Annotated in this window: 18 protein-coding genes; 15 read left to right on the top strand and 3 right to left on the bottom strand. The window is 59.8% G+C overall.

The window, feature by feature from the left end; genetic code table 11:
* Positions 1-10 precede the first annotated feature (10 nt).
* The 7 genes from ubiJ to hemB all read left to right on the top strand — a co-directional run bounded on the left by ubiJ (position 11) and on the right by hemB (position 5,811).
* Positions 11-619, top strand: a complete 609-nt coding sequence (ubiJ, locus tag ACJ8HT_RS17625) for a ubiquinone biosynthesis protein UbiJ (RefSeq protein WP_197653107.1) — start codon at positions 11-13, stop codon at positions 617-619.
* Positions 616-2,247 carry a ubiquinone biosynthesis regulatory protein kinase UbiB gene (ubiB, locus tag ACJ8HT_RS17620; RefSeq protein ID WP_197653106.1) on the top strand — a complete coding sequence of 544 codons (1,632 nt, stop codon included), beginning with the start codon at positions 616-618 and terminating at the stop codon, positions 2,245-2,247. The genes ubiJ and ubiB overlap by 4 nt, the downstream gene beginning before the upstream one ends.
* A gap of 80 nt (positions 2,248-2,327) precedes the next feature.
* Positions 2,328-2,591, top strand: a complete 264-nt coding sequence (gene tatA, locus ACJ8HT_RS17615) for a Sec-independent protein translocase subunit TatA (protein WP_004934452.1) — start codon at positions 2,328-2,330, stop codon at positions 2,589-2,591.
* A gap of 3 nt (positions 2,592-2,594) precedes the next feature.
* Positions 2,595-3,164, top strand: coding sequence for a Sec-independent protein translocase protein TatB (tatB, locus tag ACJ8HT_RS17610; protein ID WP_197653105.1), 570 nt, complete (start codon positions 2,595-2,597; stop codon positions 3,162-3,164).
* A 3-nt stretch (positions 3,165-3,167) separates the two neighbouring features.
* Positions 3,168-3,938, top strand: coding sequence for a Sec-independent protein translocase subunit TatC (tatC, locus tag ACJ8HT_RS17605; RefSeq protein ID WP_004934456.1), 771 nt, complete (start codon positions 3,168-3,170; stop codon positions 3,936-3,938).
* 53 nt (positions 3,939-3,991) lie between these two features.
* Complete coding sequence (tatD, locus tag ACJ8HT_RS17600; protein ID WP_197653104.1) at positions 3,992-4,774, top strand: 3'-5' ssDNA/RNA exonuclease TatD; 783 nt, start codon at positions 3,992-3,994, stop codon at positions 4,772-4,774.
* A gap of 14 nt (positions 4,775-4,788) precedes the next feature.
* Positions 4,789-5,811: a porphobilinogen synthase gene (hemB, locus tag ACJ8HT_RS17595; protein ID WP_033636707.1), complete on the top strand. Its 1,023-nt coding sequence runs from the start codon at positions 4,789-4,791 to the stop codon at positions 5,809-5,811.
* Between the two features lie 45 nt (positions 5,812-5,856).
* On the opposite strand, the gene rfaH is transcribed toward hemB, so the two are convergent.
* Positions 5,857-6,345, bottom strand: coding sequence for a transcription/translation regulatory transformer protein RfaH (gene rfaH / locus ACJ8HT_RS17590; protein WP_004934466.1), 489 nt, complete (start codon positions 6,343-6,345; stop codon positions 5,857-5,859).
* A 246-nt stretch (positions 6,346-6,591) separates the two neighbouring features.
* On the opposite strand from rfaH, the gene pepE reads away from it, so the two are divergent.
* The 3 genes from pepE to fre all read left to right on the top strand — a co-directional run bounded on the left by pepE (position 6,592) and on the right by fre (position 9,652).
* The gene (gene pepE / locus ACJ8HT_RS17585; RefSeq protein ID WP_159318834.1) at positions 6,592-7,317 is read left to right on the top strand and encodes a dipeptidase PepE; all 726 of its coding nucleotides are present in this window, start codon (positions 6,592-6,594) and stop codon (positions 7,315-7,317) included.
* Positions 7,318-7,403: 86 nt separating this feature from the next.
* Entirely contained in the window at positions 7,404-8,900 is a 1,497-nt protein-coding gene (gene ubiD / locus ACJ8HT_RS17580; protein WP_025304926.1) for a 4-hydroxy-3-polyprenylbenzoate decarboxylase, read from the top strand.
* Positions 8,901-8,950: 50 nt separating this feature from the next.
* Positions 8,951-9,652: an NAD(P)H-flavin reductase gene (gene fre / locus ACJ8HT_RS17575; protein ID WP_004934474.1), complete on the top strand. Its 702-nt coding sequence runs from the start codon at positions 8,951-8,953 to the stop codon at positions 9,650-9,652.
* Between the two features lie 172 nt (positions 9,653-9,824).
* Here fre and fadA read toward each other — a convergent pair whose 3' ends face one another.
* Complete coding sequence (gene fadA / locus ACJ8HT_RS17570; RefSeq protein ID WP_025304928.1) at positions 9,825-10,988, bottom strand: acetyl-CoA C-acyltransferase FadA; 1,164 nt, start codon at positions 10,986-10,988, stop codon at positions 9,825-9,827.
* A 10-nt stretch (positions 10,989-10,998) separates the two neighbouring features.
* Positions 10,999-13,188, bottom strand: a complete 2,190-nt coding sequence (fadB, locus tag ACJ8HT_RS17565) for a fatty acid oxidation complex subunit alpha FadB (protein ID WP_197653103.1) — start codon at positions 13,186-13,188, stop codon at positions 10,999-11,001.
* Between the two features lie 233 nt (positions 13,189-13,421).
* Here fadB and ACJ8HT_RS17560 point away from each other — a divergent pair, with 233 nt between their 5' ends.
* The 5 genes from ACJ8HT_RS17560 to hemG all read left to right on the top strand — a co-directional run bounded on the left by ACJ8HT_RS17560 (position 13,422) and on the right by hemG (position 18,719).
* Positions 13,422-14,618 carry an MFS transporter gene (locus ACJ8HT_RS17560; RefSeq protein ID WP_197653102.1) on the top strand — a complete coding sequence of 399 codons (1,197 nt, stop codon included), beginning with the start codon at positions 13,422-13,424 and terminating at the stop codon, positions 14,616-14,618.
* A gap of 113 nt (positions 14,619-14,731) precedes the next feature.
* Complete coding sequence (pepQ, locus tag ACJ8HT_RS17555; protein ID WP_197653101.1) at positions 14,732-16,063, top strand: Xaa-Pro dipeptidase; 1,332 nt, start codon at positions 14,732-14,734, stop codon at positions 16,061-16,063.
* A complete protein-coding gene (locus ACJ8HT_RS17550; protein ID WP_197653100.1) occupies positions 16,063-16,677 on the top strand; it encodes an IMPACT family protein in 615 nt (204 codons plus the stop codon). Before pepQ ends, ACJ8HT_RS17550 begins: the two co-directional genes overlap by 1 nt.
* A 35-nt stretch (positions 16,678-16,712) precedes the next feature.
* Positions 16,713-18,164 carry a Trk system potassium transporter TrkH gene (gene trkH, locus ACJ8HT_RS17545; RefSeq protein WP_004934492.1) on the top strand — a complete coding sequence of 484 codons (1,452 nt, stop codon included), beginning with the start codon at positions 16,713-16,715 and terminating at the stop codon, positions 18,162-18,164.
* A 21-nt stretch (positions 18,165-18,185) separates the two neighbouring features.
* Positions 18,186-18,719 (top strand): menaquinone-dependent protoporphyrinogen IX dehydrogenase, encoded by a 534-nt coding sequence (gene hemG, locus ACJ8HT_RS17540; RefSeq protein WP_025304933.1) that lies wholly within the window; start codon positions 18,186-18,188, stop codon positions 18,717-18,719.
* The last annotated feature ends 158 nt before the right edge of the window (positions 18,720-18,877 follow it).

The raw sequence follows: 18,877 nt of genomic DNA, 5'->3' as shown, positions 1-18,877 counted from the left end.
GGAGATGCCGATGCTGTTTACCCCTCTGCTGACCGGTGCGCTGGAAACCTCGCTGAATAATCTGCTGTTTCGCGATCGCAGCATGAAAGCCGCTCGCCAACGCCTGGCGGGCAAGGTGCTGCGTATCGAACTGGAAGAGCTGGCTTCACCGCTGGTGCTGGTGTTCAGCGAACTGCGCGTGGACGTGCTGGGGCAGTCTGAGGACAGCGCCGATTGCACCGTGCGCAGCCGCATTCCCGCCTTACTGAAGCTGCGCGATCGCCAGCAGTTGCCGGTGCTGATGCGCAGCGGCGAATTGACGGTGGAAGGCGATATTCAGGTGGTGCAACAGCTGGTTGGGCTGCTCGATCTGGCGGAGTGGGATCCGGCGGAGTGGCTGGCGCCCTATATCGGCGATATCGCCGCCCAGGGCATTACGCAGGCGCTGGGAAAAGGCGCCTCGCTGCTGAAAGCCGGCTTTATGCGCCGGCAGCAGGACATGGCGGAGGCGTTGACGGAAGAGTGGCGCCTGGCGCCGGGGCCGCTGGAAGTGGTGTGGTTCAACGAGGAAGTTGATGCACTCGCCCGCAGCGCGCAAGCGCTGTCTGCCCGCATGGACAAGTTGGAGGGCAAGCGATGACCCCAGGCGAACTGCGCCGTTTGTATTTTATCGTCCGCGTTTTTCTCAGCTATGGGCTGGACGAACTGATCCCTAAAATGCGTTTGACGCTGCCGCTGCGCTTCGGCCGCCGGCTGCTGTTCTGGATGCCGAATCGGCACAAGGACAAGCCGCTGGGTGAACGCCTGCGGCTGGCGCTGCAGGAGCTGGGGCCGGTCTGGATCAAGTTCGGCCAGATGATGTCGACCCGCCGCGATCTGTTTCCGCCGCAGATTGCCGATCAGCTGACTTTGTTGCAGGACCGGGTCGCGCCTTTCGACGGCGCGCTGGCGCGTAAACATATCGAACTGGCGATGGGCGGCCCGCTGGAAACCTGGTTCGACGATTTCGATCAGCAGCCGTTGGCCTCTGCTTCGATCGCGCAGGTGCATACTGCGCGGTTGAAAACCACCGGCCAGGAAGTGGTGCTGAAGGTGATCCGGCCGGATATCGGGCCGATCATCAAGGCCGACGTGTGCCTGATGTACCGTTTGGCCGGCTGGGTGCCGAAGCTGTTGCCGGACGGCCGCCGTCTGCGCCCGCGCGAAGTGGTGCGTGAGTACGAGAAAACCCTGCTGGACGAGCTGAACCTGCTGCGCGAAGCGGCTAACGCCATTCAGCTGCGCCGCAATTTCGACGGTAGCCCGATGCTGTACGTACCGGAAGTTTATTCCGACTACTGCCGTGAAAGCGTATTGGTGATGGAGCGCATCTACGGCATTCCGGTCTCGGACATCGCCACACTGGAGCAGCAGGGTACCAACATGAAACTGTTGGCGGAACGCGGCGTTCAGGTGTTCTTTACCCAGGTATTCCGCGACAGCTTCTTCCATGCGGACATGCATCCCGGTAATATTTTCGTCAGCTACGAACATCCGGAAGATCCTTGCTATATCGGCATCGACTGCGGCATCGTCGGCTCGCTGAACAAGGATGATAAACGCTACCTGGCGGAAAATTTCATCGCCTTCTTCAATCGCGATTACCGCAAGGTGGCGGAACTGCATGTCGACTCCGGTTGGGTGCCGCGCGACACCAACGTGGAAGACTTTGAATTCGCCATCCGCACCGTGTGCGAGCCGATTTTCGAGAAACCGCTGGCGGAGATTTCCTTCGGTAACGTGCTGCTGAACCTGTTCAACACCGCACGCCGCTTCAATATGGAAGTGCAGCCGCAGCTGGTGTTATTGCAGAAGACCTTGCTGTATGTTGAAGGACTGGGACGCCAGCTCTACCCGCAGCTGGATCTGTGGACCACCGCCAAGCCGTTCCTCGAGAGTTGGCTGCGCGATCAGGTCGGCATCCCTGCCGTGGTGCGCGCGCTCAAAGAAAAAGCGCCGTTCTGGGCGGAGAAGCTGCCGGAACTGCCCGAGCTGTTTTACGACAGCCTGCAGCAGCATAAACTGTTGCAACAAAGCGTTGATAAGCTGACCAACCAAATGCAGGCTCAGCGGGTTCGTCAGGGGCAGTCACGTTATTTGTTCGGCGTTGGCGCTACACTCTTGGTAAGCGGCACGCTGTTGCTGCTGGGGCAAATCGAGGTGTTTCCTGCCTGGATGATGGCCGCCGGCATCGTATGCTGGGTGATTGGCTGGAAGCGAACCACCTGATTTAATTCGTCACTCTGGTAAAGTCGGCCCTATAATGCGGGCTGGCTTTGAAAGACCCTTTAAAATTAGAGGTAATTAAAATGGGCGGTATTAGTATTACGCAATTGTTGATCATCGCAGTGATCGTGGTGCTGCTGTTCGGTACCAAAAAACTGCGCACGCTGGGCTCCGATCTCGGCGCCTCGATCAAGGGCTTCAAGAAGGCGATCGGCGACGACACGCCGTCGACCCCCAACACGGCTGAGAAAAGCAGCCTGGATGACGCTGACTTCTCGGCCAAGCCTATTACCGATAAGCAGCCGGAAGTGAAACCGGAAGAGTCGAAGAACAAAGAGCAGGTATAAACCGTGTTTGACATTGGGTTTAGTGAGCTGCTGCTGGTGCTGGTGATCGGCCTGGTTGTTCTGGGGCCGGAACGGTTGCCGGTCGCGGTCAGAACGGTGTCGGGCTGGATCCGCGCGCTGCGCTCGCTGGCGGCCTCGGTGCAGCACGAACTGTCTCAGGAACTGAAGCTGCAGGAGCTGCAGGACAGCCTGAAAAAAGCGGAACAGGCCGGTTTGCAGAACCTGACGCCGGAGCTGAAGGCGTCAATGGATGAGCTGAAAGACGCGGCGGAATCATTGAAACGCACCTACCGGGGCGAGAAAGAAGAGCTGGCGAACACCATTCATAACCCGCAGGTCACCGATCCGGAAGCCTTGCACGACGGCGTGACGCCGGCGGAAGCGGCAACCAGCGCCAGCGCGCCCGCCGCCGTGCCAAAACCGGCAGCGGAGCCTGAGGCCGTCGCGCCTGTGTCACCGGCCGCGCCAGTGCCAGCGCAGCAGGCTAAAGCACCGGTGGAAACCGCGCCGGCACCTGTCGACCCTGTTGCGGATAAAACCCCAGCGTCTCACCAACCTAGTGGCGATCGTTAATACATGGCTGTTGAAGATACCCAACCCCTTATCAGTCATCTGATAGAGCTGCGCAAGCGGCTGTTGAACTCGATTATTTGCGTGCTGGCGGTGTTCGTGGTGCTGGTGTTTTTCGCCAACGACATCTACCAGCTGGTCTCTGCGCCGCTGCTCAAGCAGCTGCCGGCCGGGGCGAGCATGATCGCTACCGACGTGGCGTCACCGTTCTTTACGCCGATCAAGCTGACCATGATCGTCTCGGTGTTCGTCTCCGCGCCTATGATTCTGTATCAGGTGTGGGCATTCATCGCACCGGCGCTGTACAAGCATGAACGCCGCCTGATGATGCCGCTGCTGGTGTCCAGCAGCCTGCTGTTCTACCTCGGCATGGCTTTCGCCTACTTCATCGTGTTCCCGCTGGCCTTCGGCTTCTTTGCCAAGACCGCGCCGATGGGGGTGACCATTGCGACCGACATTAAAAACTACCTCGATTTCGTCATGGCGCTGTTTATGGCGTTTGGCGTCGCCTTCGAAGTGCCGGTCGCCATCATTCTGCTGTGCTGGAGCGGCGTCACCTCGCCGGAAGATCTGAAGAAGAAACGGCCGTATGTGTTGGTCGGCGCGTTTGTGGTCGGCATGCTGTTGACGCCGCCGGACGTGTTCTCGCAAACCCTGTTGGCAATACCGATGTATCTGCTGTTTGAAGTGGGGGTGTTCTTCGCTCGCTTCTATACCGGTAAACGTCGCCCGCAGGCGGAAGAAGAAGACGAGGGTGACGAACCCCCAGCACCCTGATCCACATTGATTGCGAAGCCGCCCATTGGGCGGCTTTTGCTTTGGAAAAAACCATGTTTGATATCGGCGTTAATCTCACCAGCAGCCAATTCGCCAAAGACCGCCAGGCGGTGGTGGAACGCGCCCGCGTTGCGGGCGTGACGGGGATGTTGATTACCGGCACCGATCTGGCGGAGAGCCGCGAGGCCGCCGAACTGGCGCAGCAACATGCGGGCTACGGTTGGTCTACCGCCGGCGTGCATCCGCACTACGCCAGCGGTTGGGATGAACCCACCGCCGAGCAGATTTATGCGTTGGCCGCGCGCCCTGAAGTGGCGGCGATCGGCGAATGCGGCCTGGATTTCAATCGCAACTTCTCGACGCCCGCGCAGCAGGAAGCGGCGTTCACCGCGCAGCTGGCGCTGGCGGCGGAGTTGGCGCTGCCGGTGTTTCTCCACTGCCGCGACGCACACGCACGTTTTGCCGAGCTACTGACGCCGTGGTTGGATAAACTGCCCGCGGCCGTGGTGCACTGCTTCACCGGCACCGCCGAAGAATTAACAAGCTGCCTGTCGCTGGGCCTGTCGATCGGGATTACCGGTTGGGTCTGCGACGAGCGGCGCGGCCTGGAACTGCGCGCCCTGTTGCCGCAGATCCCGGCCGAGCGTCTGCTGCTGGAAACGGACGCCCCTTATCTGTTGCCCCGGGATTTACAACCTAAACCCGCATCTCGCCGCAACGAACCCTGTTTCCTGCCCCATATCGTGCATCAGGTCGCCGTCTGGCGACAGGAAGAGCCGCAATGGCTGGGGCAAAAAACCGATGAGAACGCCCGCCGGCTATTCCGGCTGGTTTGAGCTAGGAGAAAACTATGAGCTATGCATTTCCGGGTACCTTCCCTGGTCGCCGTATGCGCCGCGTGCGCCGTCATGACTTCAGCCGCCGCTTGGTCGCCGAGAACCAGCTGACGGTCAACGACCTGATTTATCCGGTGTTTGTCATGGAAGGCAGCAACCGTCAGGAAGAAGTGGCCTCGATGCCGGGCGTATCGCGCATGACGATCGATCTGCTGGTCAAAGAAGCGGAAACCATCGCCAAACTCGGCGTGCCGGTGATCTCCCTGTTCCCGGTGATCGAGCCGGGCCTGAAATCGCTGCATGCGGAAGAAGCCTATAACCCGGAAGGGTTGGTGCAGCGCACGGTGCGCGCGCTGAAAGACGCGGTGCCTGAGTTGGGCATTCTGACCGACGTAGCGCTCGATCCCTACACCACGCATGGGCAGGACGGGGTCATCGATGAGCAGGGCTATGTGATTAACGACGTGACCAAAGACATCCTGGTGCGTCAGGCGCTGTCCCATGCCGAAGCGGGTGCGGAAATCGTGGCACCGAGTGACATGATGGACGGCCGCATCGGGGCGATCCGCGATCGTCTGGAATTGCAGGGCCTGGTGAATACCCAGATTATGGCCTATTCCGCCAAGTATGCTTCCTGTTACTACGGCCCGTTCCGCGATGCGCTGGGCTCCAGCGGCAACCTGAAGGGCGGCAACAAGAAGACCTATCAGATGGATCCGGCCAACAGCGACGAAGCGCTGCAGGAGATTGCACAGGATCTGCAGGAAGGCGCGGACATGGTGATGGTGAAACCGGGCATGCCGTACCTCGACGTCGTACGCCGCGTGAAGGATACCTTCGGCGTGCCAACCTTCGCTTATCAGGTGTCCGGCGAGTACGCGATGCATATGGCGGCGATTCAGAACGGCTGGCTGCAAGAACAACCTGCGGTGATGGAATCGTTGATGTGCTTCAAACGCGCCGGCGCCGACGGTGTGTTGACCTACTTCGCCAAGCGTGTCGCCCAGTGGCTGCACGACGACGCGATGCGTCGTTAAGCGCCAACTGAGCCAACAAAAAGGCGCCTGAGGGCGCCTTTTGCATTACATCTTCTGGAACTGTCGGTTGTCGATGCTTTGACTGACCTGTTTGTTGATCAGGTTCAGCAACAACATGGAACGCGCCTCGCCGTCCGGCTCGGTGTAGATCGCCTGCAGCCCTTCGAATACGCCGTCGACGATCAGAACGGTATCCCCCGGCTGCGGGGTTTCCGGATCGACATAGGTTTCGCTGGCGTGCGTGCGTAGCTCATCGATCACCTTGCTCGGGATCACGCTCGGCAACGCGCCGAAACGCACGAAGTGGCTGACGCCGCGGGTGGCGCTGATGGTGGTGGTGTGAATGCGCTCCGGGTCGAACTCCACAAACAGATAGTTGGGAAACAGGGGTTCGCTGACCGCGATGCGCTTGCCGCGCACGATCTTTTCCAGCGTGATGATCGGGCTGAGGCAATTTACCTGCTGCCGTTCCAGATGTTCCTGCGCTCGCAACAGCTGACCGCGTTTGCAATAAAGTAGATACCAGGATTCCATAATTTCACATGCCTTTCTGCCAGCCGGTAAGCATATCAAAAGCTATTCCGGATACATAGTGATGCAAGTTTCAGCGTGTAACATCACCTATCTCTATGAATATGCGGCTATTAGCGAGGGGTCACACACTTATCGATACGGCGCTGGTATAACAGAGGGCTGAAAATTTGTTACCGTCACAGTATGGCAAGGCGTTGCGCTACCGGCTGTGACGCTATTCATCGTTTTTGACCGAGGGGGAAAGAAATGGAGCTGTTTCTGTTGAGCAACGGCAAGCTGTCTGGCGAAGCCGAGCTGCTGGGGTACGCCAAAAACCAACTGCTGGCGATGATTGCGCGTCGCGGCATCAAATCCGCCGTCTTTATCCCTTACGCCCTGATCCGTTATGACTACGACCAGCGTGCGCAGGAGCTGGCGCAAACGCTGGGCATCGAAGTCACCAGTATCCACCACGCCGCTTCGCCGGCGGCGGCGATCGCGCAGGCGGAGTGTATTTTGGTCAGCGGCGGCAATACCTGGTTGCTGAACCAAATGCTGCACGAACAAGGCCTGATCGTGCCTATCCAGCGCGCGGTGCGCGAGCGTGAGGTGCCTTACGTCGGCTGGAGCGCCGGTTGCAACGTGGCTACGCCGAGCATTCGTACCACCAATGATATGCCGGTGCGCTGCAGCGTGGTGCTGCCAGCGCTGGGGCTGTTCCCGGTGCAGATCAACCCGCATTACATCGACGCGCATATCAGCGGCCACATGGGCGAAACCCGTGACGAGCGCCTGGCGGAGTTCTGCGCGGTCAACCCGAGTGAATCGGTGGTGGCGCTGCGTGAAGGCAGCCTGCTGCACGTTGAAGGCGATGCGCTGCGTTACTTCAGCGCTAACGGGCAGGGCTTCAAGGTGTTCCGCCACGGCGAGGAGACGCGCGAATATCAGGATACGCGTGCGCTGGCCACGCTGGTGCCGTTCAACTGCGGCTGAGGGCCACCCCGCAGCGGGCGGCGTTAACAAAATTGCAGCAACAACCGTGAAGAGGGCTTATAATGCCCTCCCCACTGGCCGTTATAATGATCAGCATGAAATACCGTGACTTACGCGATTTCCTCTCGTTGCTGGAGAAGAGAGGGGAACTAAAACGCATCAGCCAGCCGATCGATCCTTACCTGGAAATGACGGAGATTGCCGATCGCACCCTGCGGGCGGGCGGCCCGGCATTGCTGTTTGAAAACCCGAAAGGCTACGACATGCCGGTGCTGTGCAACCTGTTCGGCACCGCCAATCGCGTGGCGATGGGCATGGGGCAGGAAGACATCAGCGCGCTGCGCGAAGTCGGCAAACTGCTGGCGTTCCTCAAAGAGCCTGAGCCGCCGAAAGGCTTCCGCGATCTGTTCGACAAAATGCCGAAGTTCAAGCAAGTGCTGAACATGCCGACCAAGGTGCTGGGATCCGCGCCTTGTCAGGAGCAGGTATGGCAGGGTGAGGATGTCGATCTGGGCCGTATTCCGGTGATGCACTGCTGGCCGGAAGACGCCGCGCCGCTGATTACCTGGGGGCTGACGGTGACCCGCGGCCCGCATAAAGAACGGCAAAATCTCGGCATCTATCGCCAGCAGGTGCTGGGCAAGAACAAAGTGATCATGCGCTGGCTGTCGCATCGCGGCGGCGCGCTGGATTATCAGGAGTGGTGCCAGGCGCACCCCGGCGAGCGTTTCCCGGTTGCGGTGGCGCTGGGCGCCGATCCCGCCACTATCCTCGGTGCGGTCACGCCGGTGCCGGATACCCTGTCTGAATATGCCTTTGCCGGGCTGCTGCGCGGCAATAAAACCGAAGTGGTCAAGTGCCTTTCCAACGATCTGGAAGTGCCAGCCAGCGCCGAAATCGTGCTGGAAGGTTATATCGAGCCGGGTGAAATGGCGCCGGAAGGCCCGTACGGCGACCACACCGGTTACTACAATGAAATCGACCAGTTCCCGGTGTTCACCGTCACCCACATCACCCAGCGCCGCAACGCGATCTACCACTCGACCTATACCGGCCGGCCGCCGGATGAGCCGGCGATCCTGGGCGTGGCGCTGAATGAAGTGTTCGTGCCGATCTTGCAAAAACAGTTCCCGGAAATCGTCGATTTCTATCTGCCGCCGGAAGGGTGCTCGTACCGCCTGGCGGTAGTGACCATGAAAAAACAGTACGCCGGCCACGCTAAACGCGTGATGATGGGCGTCTGGTCGTTCCTGCGGCAGTTTATGTACACAAAATTTGTTATCGTCTGTGACGACGACGTTAATGCGCGCGATTGGAACGACGTGATTTGGGCGATTACCACGCGAATGGATCCGGCAAGGGATACCGTTCTGGTGGAGAATACGCCGATCGACTATCTGGACTTCGCCTCGCCGGTTTCCGGCCTGGGTTCGAAGATGGGGCTGGACGCCACCAATAAATGGCCGGGTGAAACCGATCGCGAATGGGGCCGTCCGATTCAGATGGATGAAAAGGTACGTGCGCGCGTCGACGAAATCTGGGATGAGCTCGCAATCTTCAGTGACAGGGAACCGACGCTGTAGCGTCAGGCCCTGTTCTCAGCTTTGCATTGATGACCCGACAGAGGGAACGCATGACAATATTGAGCTGTAAAGTGACCTCGGTAGAGGCCATTACCGATACGGTTTATCGGGTACGTCTGGTGCCCGAGCAGCCGTTTTCTTTCAAGGCAGGGCAATATCTGATGGTGGTGATGGACGAGCGCGACAAGCGCCCGTTCTCGCTGGCATCTACCCCGACGCAGCAAGATTACATCGAGCTGCACATCGGCGCTTCGGAGCTGAATCTGTACGCCATGGCGGTGATGGATCGCATCCTGAAAGAGCAGGCGATCACCGTTGACGTGCCGCACGGCGACGCCTGGCTGCGGGAAGAGGGCAGCCGTCCGCTGGTGCTGATCGCCGGCGGCACCGGTTTCTCTTACGCGCGTTCAATCTTGTTGACCGCGTTGGAGCAGCAGCCCGATCGCGACATTTCGATCTACTGGGGTGGGCGTGAGCTGAAGCACCTGTACGATTTGAGCGAGCTGGAAGCGCTGTCGTTGCAGCATCCGAATCTGAAGGTGATCCCGGTGGTCGAGCAGCCGGAAGCCGAATGGCGCGGCCGCAGCGGCACCGTGCTCAGCGCGGTACTGCAGGATTTCGGCACGCTGGCGGAGCATGACATCTATATCGCCGGGCGTTTCGAGATGGCGAAAATCGCCCGTGAGCGTTTCTGCGCCGAGCGCGGCGCGCTGGAAGCGCATATGTTCGGCGACGCGTTTTCGTTTATCTGACCGATGCGGTGCGCAGTGAACGGGGTGGCCGAGGGTCGCCCCGTTTTTATTTGGGCGCCGGCAAACTTCAGGCATAAAAAACCCGCCCCTGACAGGCGGGAAGAACGGCAACTAAACTTGGCGGGATGCCGCGATTTGAAGTGGTGACGCGGTCATCCCAAGATAGACACAGCTAAACGCGTTCGAAGACGGTGGCGATGCCCTGGCCCAGGCCGATGCACATGGTTGCCAGGCCGAACTGCGCGTCGCGACGTTCCATGTTGTTCAACAGGGTGGTCGAGATGCGGGAGCCTGAACAACCCAGCGGGTGGCCGAGCGCGATGGCGCCGCCGTTCAGGTTGATCTTGTCGTCGATGCTGTCCATCAGCCCCAGATCCTTGATGCACGGCAGCGACTGGGCGGCGAACGCTTCGTTCAACTCGAACAGATCGATGTCCTGCACGCTCAGACCGGCGCGTTTCAGCGCCAGCTTGCTGGCCGGCACCGGGCCGTAACCCATGATGGAAGGATCGCAGCCGACGACCGCCATCGAACGGATGCGGGCGCGGGCCTTCAAACCGAGCGCTTTGGCGCGCGATTCGCTCATCAGCAGCATGGCGGAAGCGCCGTCCGACAGGGCGGAAGAACTGCCGGCGGTGACGGTGCCGTTGACCGGATCGAACGCCGGACGCAGGGCCGACAGGCTTTCGACGGTGGTTTCCGGGCGAATGACTTCATCGAAATCGTAACGGGTCAGCACGCCATCGGCGTCGTGGCCGTTGGTCGGTATGATCTCGTTTTTGAAGTAACCTGCCAGCGTCGCCGCATGCGCGCGCTGGTGGGAGCGGGCGGCGAACTCATCCTGCATCTGGCGGCTGATGTTGTGCATCTTGGCCAGCATTTCGGCGGTCAGCCCCATCATCCCGGCGGCTTTGGCCACGCTGCGGCTCAGCCCCGGATGGAAATCCACGCCGTGGTTCATCGGCACATGACCCATGTGTTCCACGCCGCCGATCAGGCTGACGTGCGCGTCGCCGACCATGATGGCGCGCGCCGCGTCGTGCAGCGCCTGCATCGAAGAGCCGCACAGGCGGTTGACGGTCACCGCCGGTACGCGGTGCGGGATCTCGGCCAGCAGCGCGGCGTTGCGGGCGATGTTGAAGCCTTGTTCCAGCGTCTGCTGCACGCAGCCCCAGTAAATGTCATCGATCTCGGCGGCATCCAGTGCCGGGTTGCGGCTCAGCACTTCACGCATCAGGTGAGCGGAGAGATCTTCGGCGCGCACCTGGCGGAAGGCGCCGCCCTTGGAGCGGCCCATCGGCGTGCGTACGGCATCAACAATAACTACGTTTTCCATCTTTATGACCTCATGCCGGTTGGCGGGTAGCGACGTCGGACAGCGGTGTTGCCACCGGGTAGTAGCTTTCATTGCGTTCGGCCTTGGCGCGCAGACCGGCCGGCACCTGATACAGGGCGCCGAGGTGTGCGTAACGCTGGGCCAGCTCAACATAGTTGGCGGTGCCGAGCGTATCCAGGTAGCGGAACGCGCCGCCGTGGAACGGAGGGAAGCCGATGCCGTAAACCAACGCCATATCGGCTTCCGCCGGGCTGGCGACGATCTTCTCTTCCAGGCAGCGAACCACTTCGTTGATCATCGGGATCATCATGCGCGCGATGATTTCTTCGTCGCTGATGGTCTGGCGCGGTTGGCTCACTTCGGCCAGCAGCGCGTCGGTCTGCTCGTCGTTGTCCTTGCGCGGTTTGCCTTTGCTGTCCTGGCTGTAGCGGTAGAAGCCCAATTGATTTTTCTGACCGAAGCGCTGGTTGTCGAACATCACGTCAATGGCGTCGCGATAGTCTTTGCTCATGCGATCCGGGAAGCCGGCGGCCATTACCGCCTGCGCGTGGTGCGCGGTGTCGATGCCCACGACGTCGAGCAGGTAGGCCGGGCCCATCGGCCAGCCGAACTGTTTTTCCATCACTTTATCAATCTGACGGAAGTCGGCGCCGTCGCGTAGCAGCAGGCTGAAGCCGGCGAAATACGGGAACAGCACGCGGTTGACGAAGAAGCCCGGGCAGTCGTTCACCACGATCGGCGTTTTGCCCATGCGGCTGGCGTAGGCCACCACTTTGGCGATGGTGTCATCGCTGGTCTGTTCGCCGCGGATGATTTCAACCAGCGGCATGCGGTGTACCGGGTTAAAGAAGTGCATGCCGCAGAAGTTTTGCGGGCGCTTCAGCGATTTTGCCAGGTGATTAATCGGAATGGTCGAGGTGTTCGACGCCAGAACGGTGTCCTCATCGATCAGGTTTTCCACTTCCGACAGCACGGCGGCTTTGACCTTCGGATTCTCGATGACCGCTTCAACGATCACCTGTGCGCGCTCGATGCCGGCGTAGTCCAGCGTCGGCTGAATGGTCGACAGCACCTGCGCCATTTTCAGGCCATCCAGCTTGCCGCGCTCCAGTTGCTTATTGAGCAGCTTGGCCGCTTCGCTCATGCCCAGCGTCAGCGACTTGTCGCTGATGTCTTTCATGATCACCGGCACGCCTTTCAGCGCCGATTGGTAGGCGATGCCACCGCCCATGATGCCGGCGCCCAGCACCGCCGCCTGTTTCGGCGCATCCACATTCTTGGCCAGCTTTTTCGCCTGGCCCTTCACGAACTGGTCGTTAAGGAAGATGCCGACCAGCGCGCGCGCTTCGTTGGAACGCGCCAACGGCACGAAGCTGGCGGTTTCCAGTTTCAGCGCTTCATCGCGGCCCAGCTTGGCGGCGGCTTCAATGGTCTTCACCGCGGTCATCGGCGCCGGGTAATGTTTTCCGGCGGTCTGCAGCACCATGCCTTTGGCGGTGGTGAAGCTCATCGCGGCTTCAATCGGGCTGAGCTTCAGCGGCTCCAGCTTAGGTTGACGCGCGGCGCGCCAGTCCAGCTTGCCGTCGATCGCCTGTTGCAGCATTTTCAGCGCCGCTTCGGCCAGTTTTTCCGGTGCCACCACCGCATCCACCAGGCCGACTTTCAACGCGTCTTTAGCGCTGACGTCTTTGCCGGCGGCGATGATTTCCAGCGCGCTGTCGTTACCCAACAGACGCGGCAGGCGGACGGAACCGCCGAAGCCCGGCATGATGCCCAATTTGGTTTCCGGCAGGCCGATGCGCGCGTCCGGTGAGGCGACGCGGAAATCGGTCGCCAGAATGCATTCGCAACCGCCGCCGAGCGCATAGCCGTTAATGGCCGAAATGGTCGGTACCGGCAAATCTTCCAGCCGGTTAAAGACGTTGTTGGCGAACACCAGCCACTCTTGCAGCTTTTCAGCCGGTGCGGCGAACAAAGAAAGGAATTCGGTGATATCGGCGCCGACGATAAACGCGGCTTTGGAGGAGCGCAGCAGCAGCCCCTTCAGCTCAGGCTGGTTTTCCAGCACGGTGAGCGCTTCGCCCAGGCTGGCGACGGTGCGGGTGTCCAGCTTGTTGACCGAGCCCGGTGCGTTGAACACCAGCTCGGCGATGCCGTTATCGAGCCAGTGCAGTTGTAATGTTTCGCCTTGGTAGAGCATGTCTATCTCCTGAATCAGCGTATGATCTGGTATGACCAGATGATGAGGAGTGTGGTTTTTATGTTAAAAATATGCAAATGAGAGATTGCATATTTGCTGGTCTGATCACATCTCACCAAGTTAGTTTTTTGATTTAAAACGAAGTTATATTTTATGTGCTATCGGCATTTGCTGGAGTTTGTCGGCCCTCATACACTTGCCTGCAGCGATTTAGCATTCAGACGAGGTAAGGCATGACTAAGGCGGCTTGTGTCAAACGCAGCGGCTTATGGAGTATTCCCGCCAGAACCATGACGCTGGCGTGTCTGTTGGTATTTATGGCGCAGATGGCGACGACCGTGTACCTGCCTTCGCTGCCGACGGTGATGCGCGAGTTGGCAATGAGTCGGCGCGCCACCGAGCTGTCCATTTCGATCTTCGTCATCGGCGCTGCCTTGCCGGTACTGTTCTGGGGCGCGGCTGCCGATCGCTTTGGCCGCCGAGCGCCGCTGACGCTTTCCCTGCTGCTTTTCATTGGCTGCAGCGGGCTGTTGGCGCTGTGCAGCAACGGCGCCCAGCTGCTGGCGCTGCGCGCGCTGCAGGGTGTGGGCGCCGGTGGCGCGGCGATCATTGCACGTATCATCGTGCGGGATAACTGGAGCGGTGATGAGCTGGCACGGCGGCTGTCGGTGCTCTCTATCGCTTTTATCACCGCGCTGGGCGGCGGTCAGTTCGTCGGCGGCCTGCTCAGCCAATATTCGCACTGGCAGATGGGCTTCGTCTTGATGGGGGCCACCGGTTTGGCCATTCTGGCGCTGATGGCGACGCTGCCGCTGGAGGCGGGGCGCGGTCGCGGGCCTCGCCCGGCGATGACGGCTACCTACTTCGCCATCTTGCGGCGGCCGGGATTTTTTTGGCCGGCCTGCGTCGGCGGGCTGGGTTTCGCCACCACGGTGACGCTGCAGGAGGTGAGCCCGTTCGTCATGCAACAGGGTTTTGGTCTCAACGTCACGGCGTTCGGCGCGCTGGGCTTGGTGATCGGCATCGCCTACTTTAGCGGCGCGTTGACGGTGAACCGTACGGTGGCGCGCGTCGGCGGGAAAAAACTGATGCAAACCGGCAGCGGCATCGTGGCTCTGGCGACGGTGGCGATCCTGATATTGTGGTGGAGCGGCATTCTGACCGGCCTTTCCGGTATGGCGCTGTTCATCGCGCTGTATTGCCTGACCATTTTTGGCCAGGCGGTGTTGTTTCCCAACAGCATGGCGATGGCGGTCAGCGACGCCAAAGAGTACGGTGCCTATGCGATGGCGCTGTGCGGCTTTCTGCAGCAGTGTCTGGCGGGCGTCGCCGCGGCCGGCGCGGTGTTGTTGGAGCACCATGGCCTGTGGGCGCTGGCGATAGCGTTGCTCGGCCTGGTCGGCTGGTTAATGGTTAAACTGCGGATGTAACGGCATTTGCAGGGAATTGCGAGCTGCTCCGCATGCCCAACGCGATGAGGTTGGTGCGCCGGAGCGCTGTGTTAAGATGGCTTCTTTCGTGCTAAGGCATAAGGGTACTGTAGATGGAAACGCTGGCTTCTTTGTATAACGACCACCTGGCAGAGCTGCAAAAACGCGCGCGTGAAGTGCTGGAGCGCAACAAGTTGGATGCGCTGCTGATTCACTCCGGGGAACTGCAAAAGGTATTTTTGGACGACCATAGCTACCCGTTCAAAGTGAACGCGCATTTCAAAGCCTGGGTGCCGGTGACGTCGGTGCCGAACTGTTGGCTGTGGATCGACGGCGTCAACAAGCCGAAGCTGTGGTTCTATTCTCCGGTCGACTATTGGCACAGCGTAGAGCCGCTGCCGGACAGTTTCTGGACCAAGTCCCTCGAATTGATGCCGCTGGCTAACGCCGACGCCATCGCCCAGCAGCTGCCGCCGCAGCGCGAGCGCGTCGGCTATATCGGTTATGCGCAACAGCGCGCCCGCGATCTCGGCATCCCTTCCGAGAACATCAACCCGAAAGCGGTGTTGAACTACCTGGATTTCCACCGTTCGATCAAAACCGGCTATGAGCTGGCCTGCATGCGCGAAGCGCAGAAAACGGCGGTAACCGGCCATCGTGCGGCGCATGAGGCCTTCCTCTCCGGCATGAGCGAGTTCGACATCAACCTGGCCTACCTGACGGCGACCGGCCACCGTGATACCGATGTGCCTTACGACAACATCGTGGCGCTGAATGAACACGCTTCGGTACTGCATTACACCAAGCTGGATCACCAGCCGCCGGCCGAATCCCTGAGTTTCCTGATCGACGCTGGTGCAGAATATAACGGCTACGCTGCGGATCTGACCCGCACCTACGCGGCGCAAAGCGGCAGCGAGTTCGCCCACCTGGTGAAAGATCTCAACGCTGAACAGCTGGCACTGATCGATACCATCAAGACCGGCGTGCGATATACCGACTACCATGTGCAGATGCACCAGCGCATCGCCAAGCTGCTCAAGAATCACAAGTTGGTGAGCGGCCTCAGCGAAGAGGCGATGGTTGAAACGGGCATCACCACGCCGTTCCTGCCGCACGGGCTGGGCCACCCGCTGGGCCTGCAGGTGCACGACACTGCCGGCTTTATGCAGGACGAGCAAGGCACCCATCTGGCGGCGCCGTCCAAGTATCCGTTCCTGCGTTGCACCCGCGTGTTGCAGCCGGGCATGGTGTTGACTATCGAGCCGGGTCTGTACTTCATCGAATCGCTGTTGGCGCCGTGGCGCAGCGGTGAGTTCAAGCAGCACTTCGCCTGGGATCGCATCGATGCGCTGAAGCCGTATGGCGGCATCCGTATCGAAGACAACATCGTGATCCACGAAAAGCGCATCGAGAACATGACGCGCGATCTGAACCTGGCCTGATGCGGCCGTACCCGATACCGGCGGAAGCAACCTGCTTTACCGAAGAAATAAAGAAGAGCCGTTTTATCACCCTGCTGGCGCCGACCAGCGGGGTAGAGGCGGCAAAGGCGTTTATTCAGCAGGTGCGGGATGAGCACCCGGCGGCGCGGCACCATTGTTGGGCATTCGTCGCCGGCAGCCCCGATGACTCGCAGCAGCTGGGGTTCTCCGACGATGGAGAACCGTCGGGCACCGCCGGCAAACCGATCCTCGCGCAGCTAATGGGCAGCGGTATCGGTGAAGTGACCGCCGTGGTCGTTCGTTACTATGGCGGCGTCAAGTTGGGCACCGGCGGGCTGGTGAAAGCCTATGGCAACGGTGTTCAACAGGCGTTGAAGCAGGTGGCGTTGGTACAAAAGGTACCGGAAGCAGAATATATCTTGCAGTGCGACTATGCGCAGTTGGCGCTGGTGGAGAACTTGCTGCAGCAAACCGCAGGCCGGATCCTGCAGGGCGAATACGGCGCCGCCGTCGTGCTGCATCTGGCCTTGCCGGCCACCGAGGTCGAGCTGTTTGGAAATAAATTGCGTGATCTCAGTCGCGGTAATTTGCAATTAACCCCCATTTCGCAATAATTCCTCCCAATTGAATTGCTAAGGATCGTGCTGAAATGCATTTTCGCGCCATAACCCGTATCGTTGGTCTGCTGGTCATCCTGTTCTCCGGGACGATGTTTATTCCCGGCCTGGTGGCATTGATTTACCGCGATGGGGCGGGGCGTGCGTTCAGCCAAACCTTCTTCGTGGCGCTGACCATCGGTCTGATGCTGTGGTGGCCGAACCGCAAACAGAAACACGAGCTGAAGCCCCGGGAAGGCTTTCTGATCGTCGTGCTGTTCTGGACCGTGCTGGGCAGCGTGGGGGCATTGCCGTTCCTGTTTTCGGAACGGCCCAACCTGTCGCTGACCGACGCCTTCTTTGAATCCTTCTCGGGATTGACGACCACCGGTGCGACGACGCTGGTGGGATTGGACTCGCTGCCGAAGGCCATTCTGTTCTATCGCCAGATGCTGCAATGGATGGGCGGCATGGGGATCATCGTGTTGGCGGTGGCGATACTGCCGATACTCGGCGTCGGCGGCATGCAGCTGTATCGGGCGGAAATGCCAGGGCCGCTGAAAGACAACAAGATGCGTCCACGCATCGCCGAAACCGCCAAAACCCTGTGGCTAATCTATGTATTGCTGACCGTCGCCTGTGCGCTGGCGCTCTGGGGGGCTGGGATGTCGGTGTTCGACGCCATCGGCCACAGTTTCTCGACCATCGCCATCGGCGGTTTTTCTACCCACGACGCCAGTATCGGTTATTACGCCAGTCCGACCATCAACACCATCATCGCTGTGTTCCTGCTGATTTCCGGCTGTAACTACGGCCTGCACTTCGCTTTGCTAAGCGGTCGCAGTCTGAAGGTGTATGGGCGCGATCCTGAATTCCGCATGTTCATCTTCGTCCAGTTGACGTTGGTGGTGGTATGCACGTTGGTGCTCTGGGGGCATGGCGTCTATAAGAGCGGTATGGAAACGCTCAATCAGGCGTTCTTCCAGGTGGTATCGATGGCGACCACGGCCGGTTTTACGACCGACAGCATCGCCAAGTGGCCGCTGTTTCTGCCTATGTTGTTGCTGTGCTCGGCGTTCATCGGCGGCTGCGCCGGCTCGACCGGCGGTGGCCTGAAGGTGATCCGTATCCTGCTTCTGTACCTGCAGGGCTCGCGCGAGTTGAAAAGGCTGGTGCACCCCAACGCGGTCTATACCATCAAATTGGGCAACCGCGCGCTGCCGGAACGCATTCTGGAGGCGGTATGGGGATTCTTCTCCGCCTATGCGCTGGTGTTTATCGTCAGCATGCTGGCGATCATTGCCACCGGCGTTGACGACTTTTCCGCGTTCGCCGCAGTGACGGCAACGCTCAATAACCTCGGCCCCGGCCTAGGCGTAGTGGCGGATAACTTCACCACGATGCCGGCGGCGGCCAAGTGGATCCTGGTGGTGACGATGCTGTTCGGGCGCCTGGAAGTGTTCACATTGCTGGTGCTGTTCACGCCAACCTTCTGGCGTGAGTGAGCCTGATATAAGGAGTACGCCATGAAGGCATTGATACTTTATTCGAGCCGTGACGGGCAAACACGCGCTATCGCTTCTTATATAGCAAGCAAGCTGCAGGACACGCTGCGTTGTGAGGTGATCGATCTGCTGCAGGCGGAACAGGTCGATCTTAGCCAGTATCAGCAGGTGATGATCGGCGCTTCTATCCGTTACGGGCACTTTAACCCGGCGCTGGATAAATTCGTCAAGCGTCATGCCGAGCAACTGAATCGAATGCCGAGCGCGTTCTTTGCCGTGAACCTGACCGCGCGTAAACCGGAAAAGCGTTCGCCGCAAACCAACGCTTATACCCGCAAGTTCCTGCTGGCCTCGCCGTGGCAGCCAAAACAGTGCGCGGTGTTTGCCGGCGCATTGCGTTATCCGCGCTATCGCTGGTTCGACCGCATCATGATTCAATTTATTATGCGTATGACGGGCGGTGAAACGGATACCAGTAAGGAAGTGGAGTATACCGATTGGCAGCAGGTCGACCGTTTCGCCCAGGAATTTAGCCAGATCCAGTACGAAAAGTGACAAAAATGCGGGTTTGGCCAGCGTTTTGCCGAAAAAACCCGCGCTTGAAAAGTTTTTTGCAATTAGGGGTTGCGGCCCGCCGAGAACTCCCTATAATGCGCCTCCACTGACCGGGAACAACGACTGACAAGCCGCCGGGTCAGCGAGAGAAAAGCGAA

The organism is Serratia sp. CY44782 (genome assembly GCF_052168715.1).
GTDB classification, from domain to species: Bacteria; Pseudomonadota; Gammaproteobacteria; order Enterobacterales; family Enterobacteriaceae; genus Serratia; species Serratia nevei.
This window is presented reverse-complemented; position numbering and strand designations above follow the sequence as displayed.

Excerpts from the sequence above, each read along its gene's own strand:
- ACJ8HT_RS17560 (WP_197653102.1), top strand. The coding sequence starts at position 13,422 with ATGACTAAGGCGGCTTGTGTCAAACGCAGCGGCTTATGGAGTATTCCC.
- fadB (WP_197653103.1), bottom strand. The coding sequence starts at position 13,188 with ATGCTCTACCAAGGCGAAACATTACAACTGCACTGGCTCGATAACGGC.
- ubiB (WP_197653106.1), top strand. The coding sequence starts at position 616 with ATGACCCCAGGCGAACTGCGCCGTTTGTATTTTATCGTCCGCGTTTTT.
- hemB (WP_033636707.1), top strand. The coding sequence starts at position 4,789 with ATGAGCTATGCATTTCCGGGTACCTTCCCTGGTCGCCGTATGCGCCGC.
- fre (WP_004934474.1), top strand. The coding sequence starts at position 8,951 with ATGACAATATTGAGCTGTAAAGTGACCTCGGTAGAGGCCATTACCGAT.
- tatD (WP_197653104.1), top strand. The coding sequence starts at position 3,992 with ATGTTTGATATCGGCGTTAATCTCACCAGCAGCCAATTCGCCAAAGAC.
- ACJ8HT_RS17550 (WP_197653100.1), top strand. The coding sequence starts at position 16,063 with ATGCGGCCGTACCCGATACCGGCGGAAGCAACCTGCTTTACCGAAGAA.
- tatC (WP_004934456.1), top strand. The coding sequence starts at position 3,168 with ATGGCTGTTGAAGATACCCAACCCCTTATCAGTCATCTGATAGAGCTG.
- ubiJ (WP_197653107.1), top strand. The coding sequence starts at position 11 with ATGCTGTTTACCCCTCTGCTGACCGGTGCGCTGGAAACCTCGCTGAAT.
- pepQ (WP_197653101.1), top strand. The coding sequence starts at position 14,732 with ATGGAAACGCTGGCTTCTTTGTATAACGACCACCTGGCAGAGCTGCAA.
- tatA (WP_004934452.1), top strand. The coding sequence starts at position 2,328 with ATGGGCGGTATTAGTATTACGCAATTGTTGATCATCGCAGTGATCGTG.
- fadA (WP_025304928.1), bottom strand. The coding sequence starts at position 10,988 with ATGGAAAACGTAGTTATTGTTGATGCCGTACGCACGCCGATGGGCCGC.
- trkH (WP_004934492.1), top strand. The coding sequence starts at position 16,713 with ATGCATTTTCGCGCCATAACCCGTATCGTTGGTCTGCTGGTCATCCTG.
- ubiD (WP_025304926.1), top strand. The coding sequence starts at position 7,404 with ATGATCAGCATGAAATACCGTGACTTACGCGATTTCCTCTCGTTGCTG.
- pepE (WP_159318834.1), top strand. The coding sequence starts at position 6,592 with ATGGAGCTGTTTCTGTTGAGCAACGGCAAGCTGTCTGGCGAAGCCGAG.
- hemG (WP_025304933.1), top strand. The coding sequence starts at position 18,186 with ATGAAGGCATTGATACTTTATTCGAGCCGTGACGGGCAAACACGCGCT.
- rfaH (WP_004934466.1), bottom strand. The coding sequence starts at position 6,345 with ATGGAATCCTGGTATCTACTTTATTGCAAACGCGGTCAGCTGTTGCGA.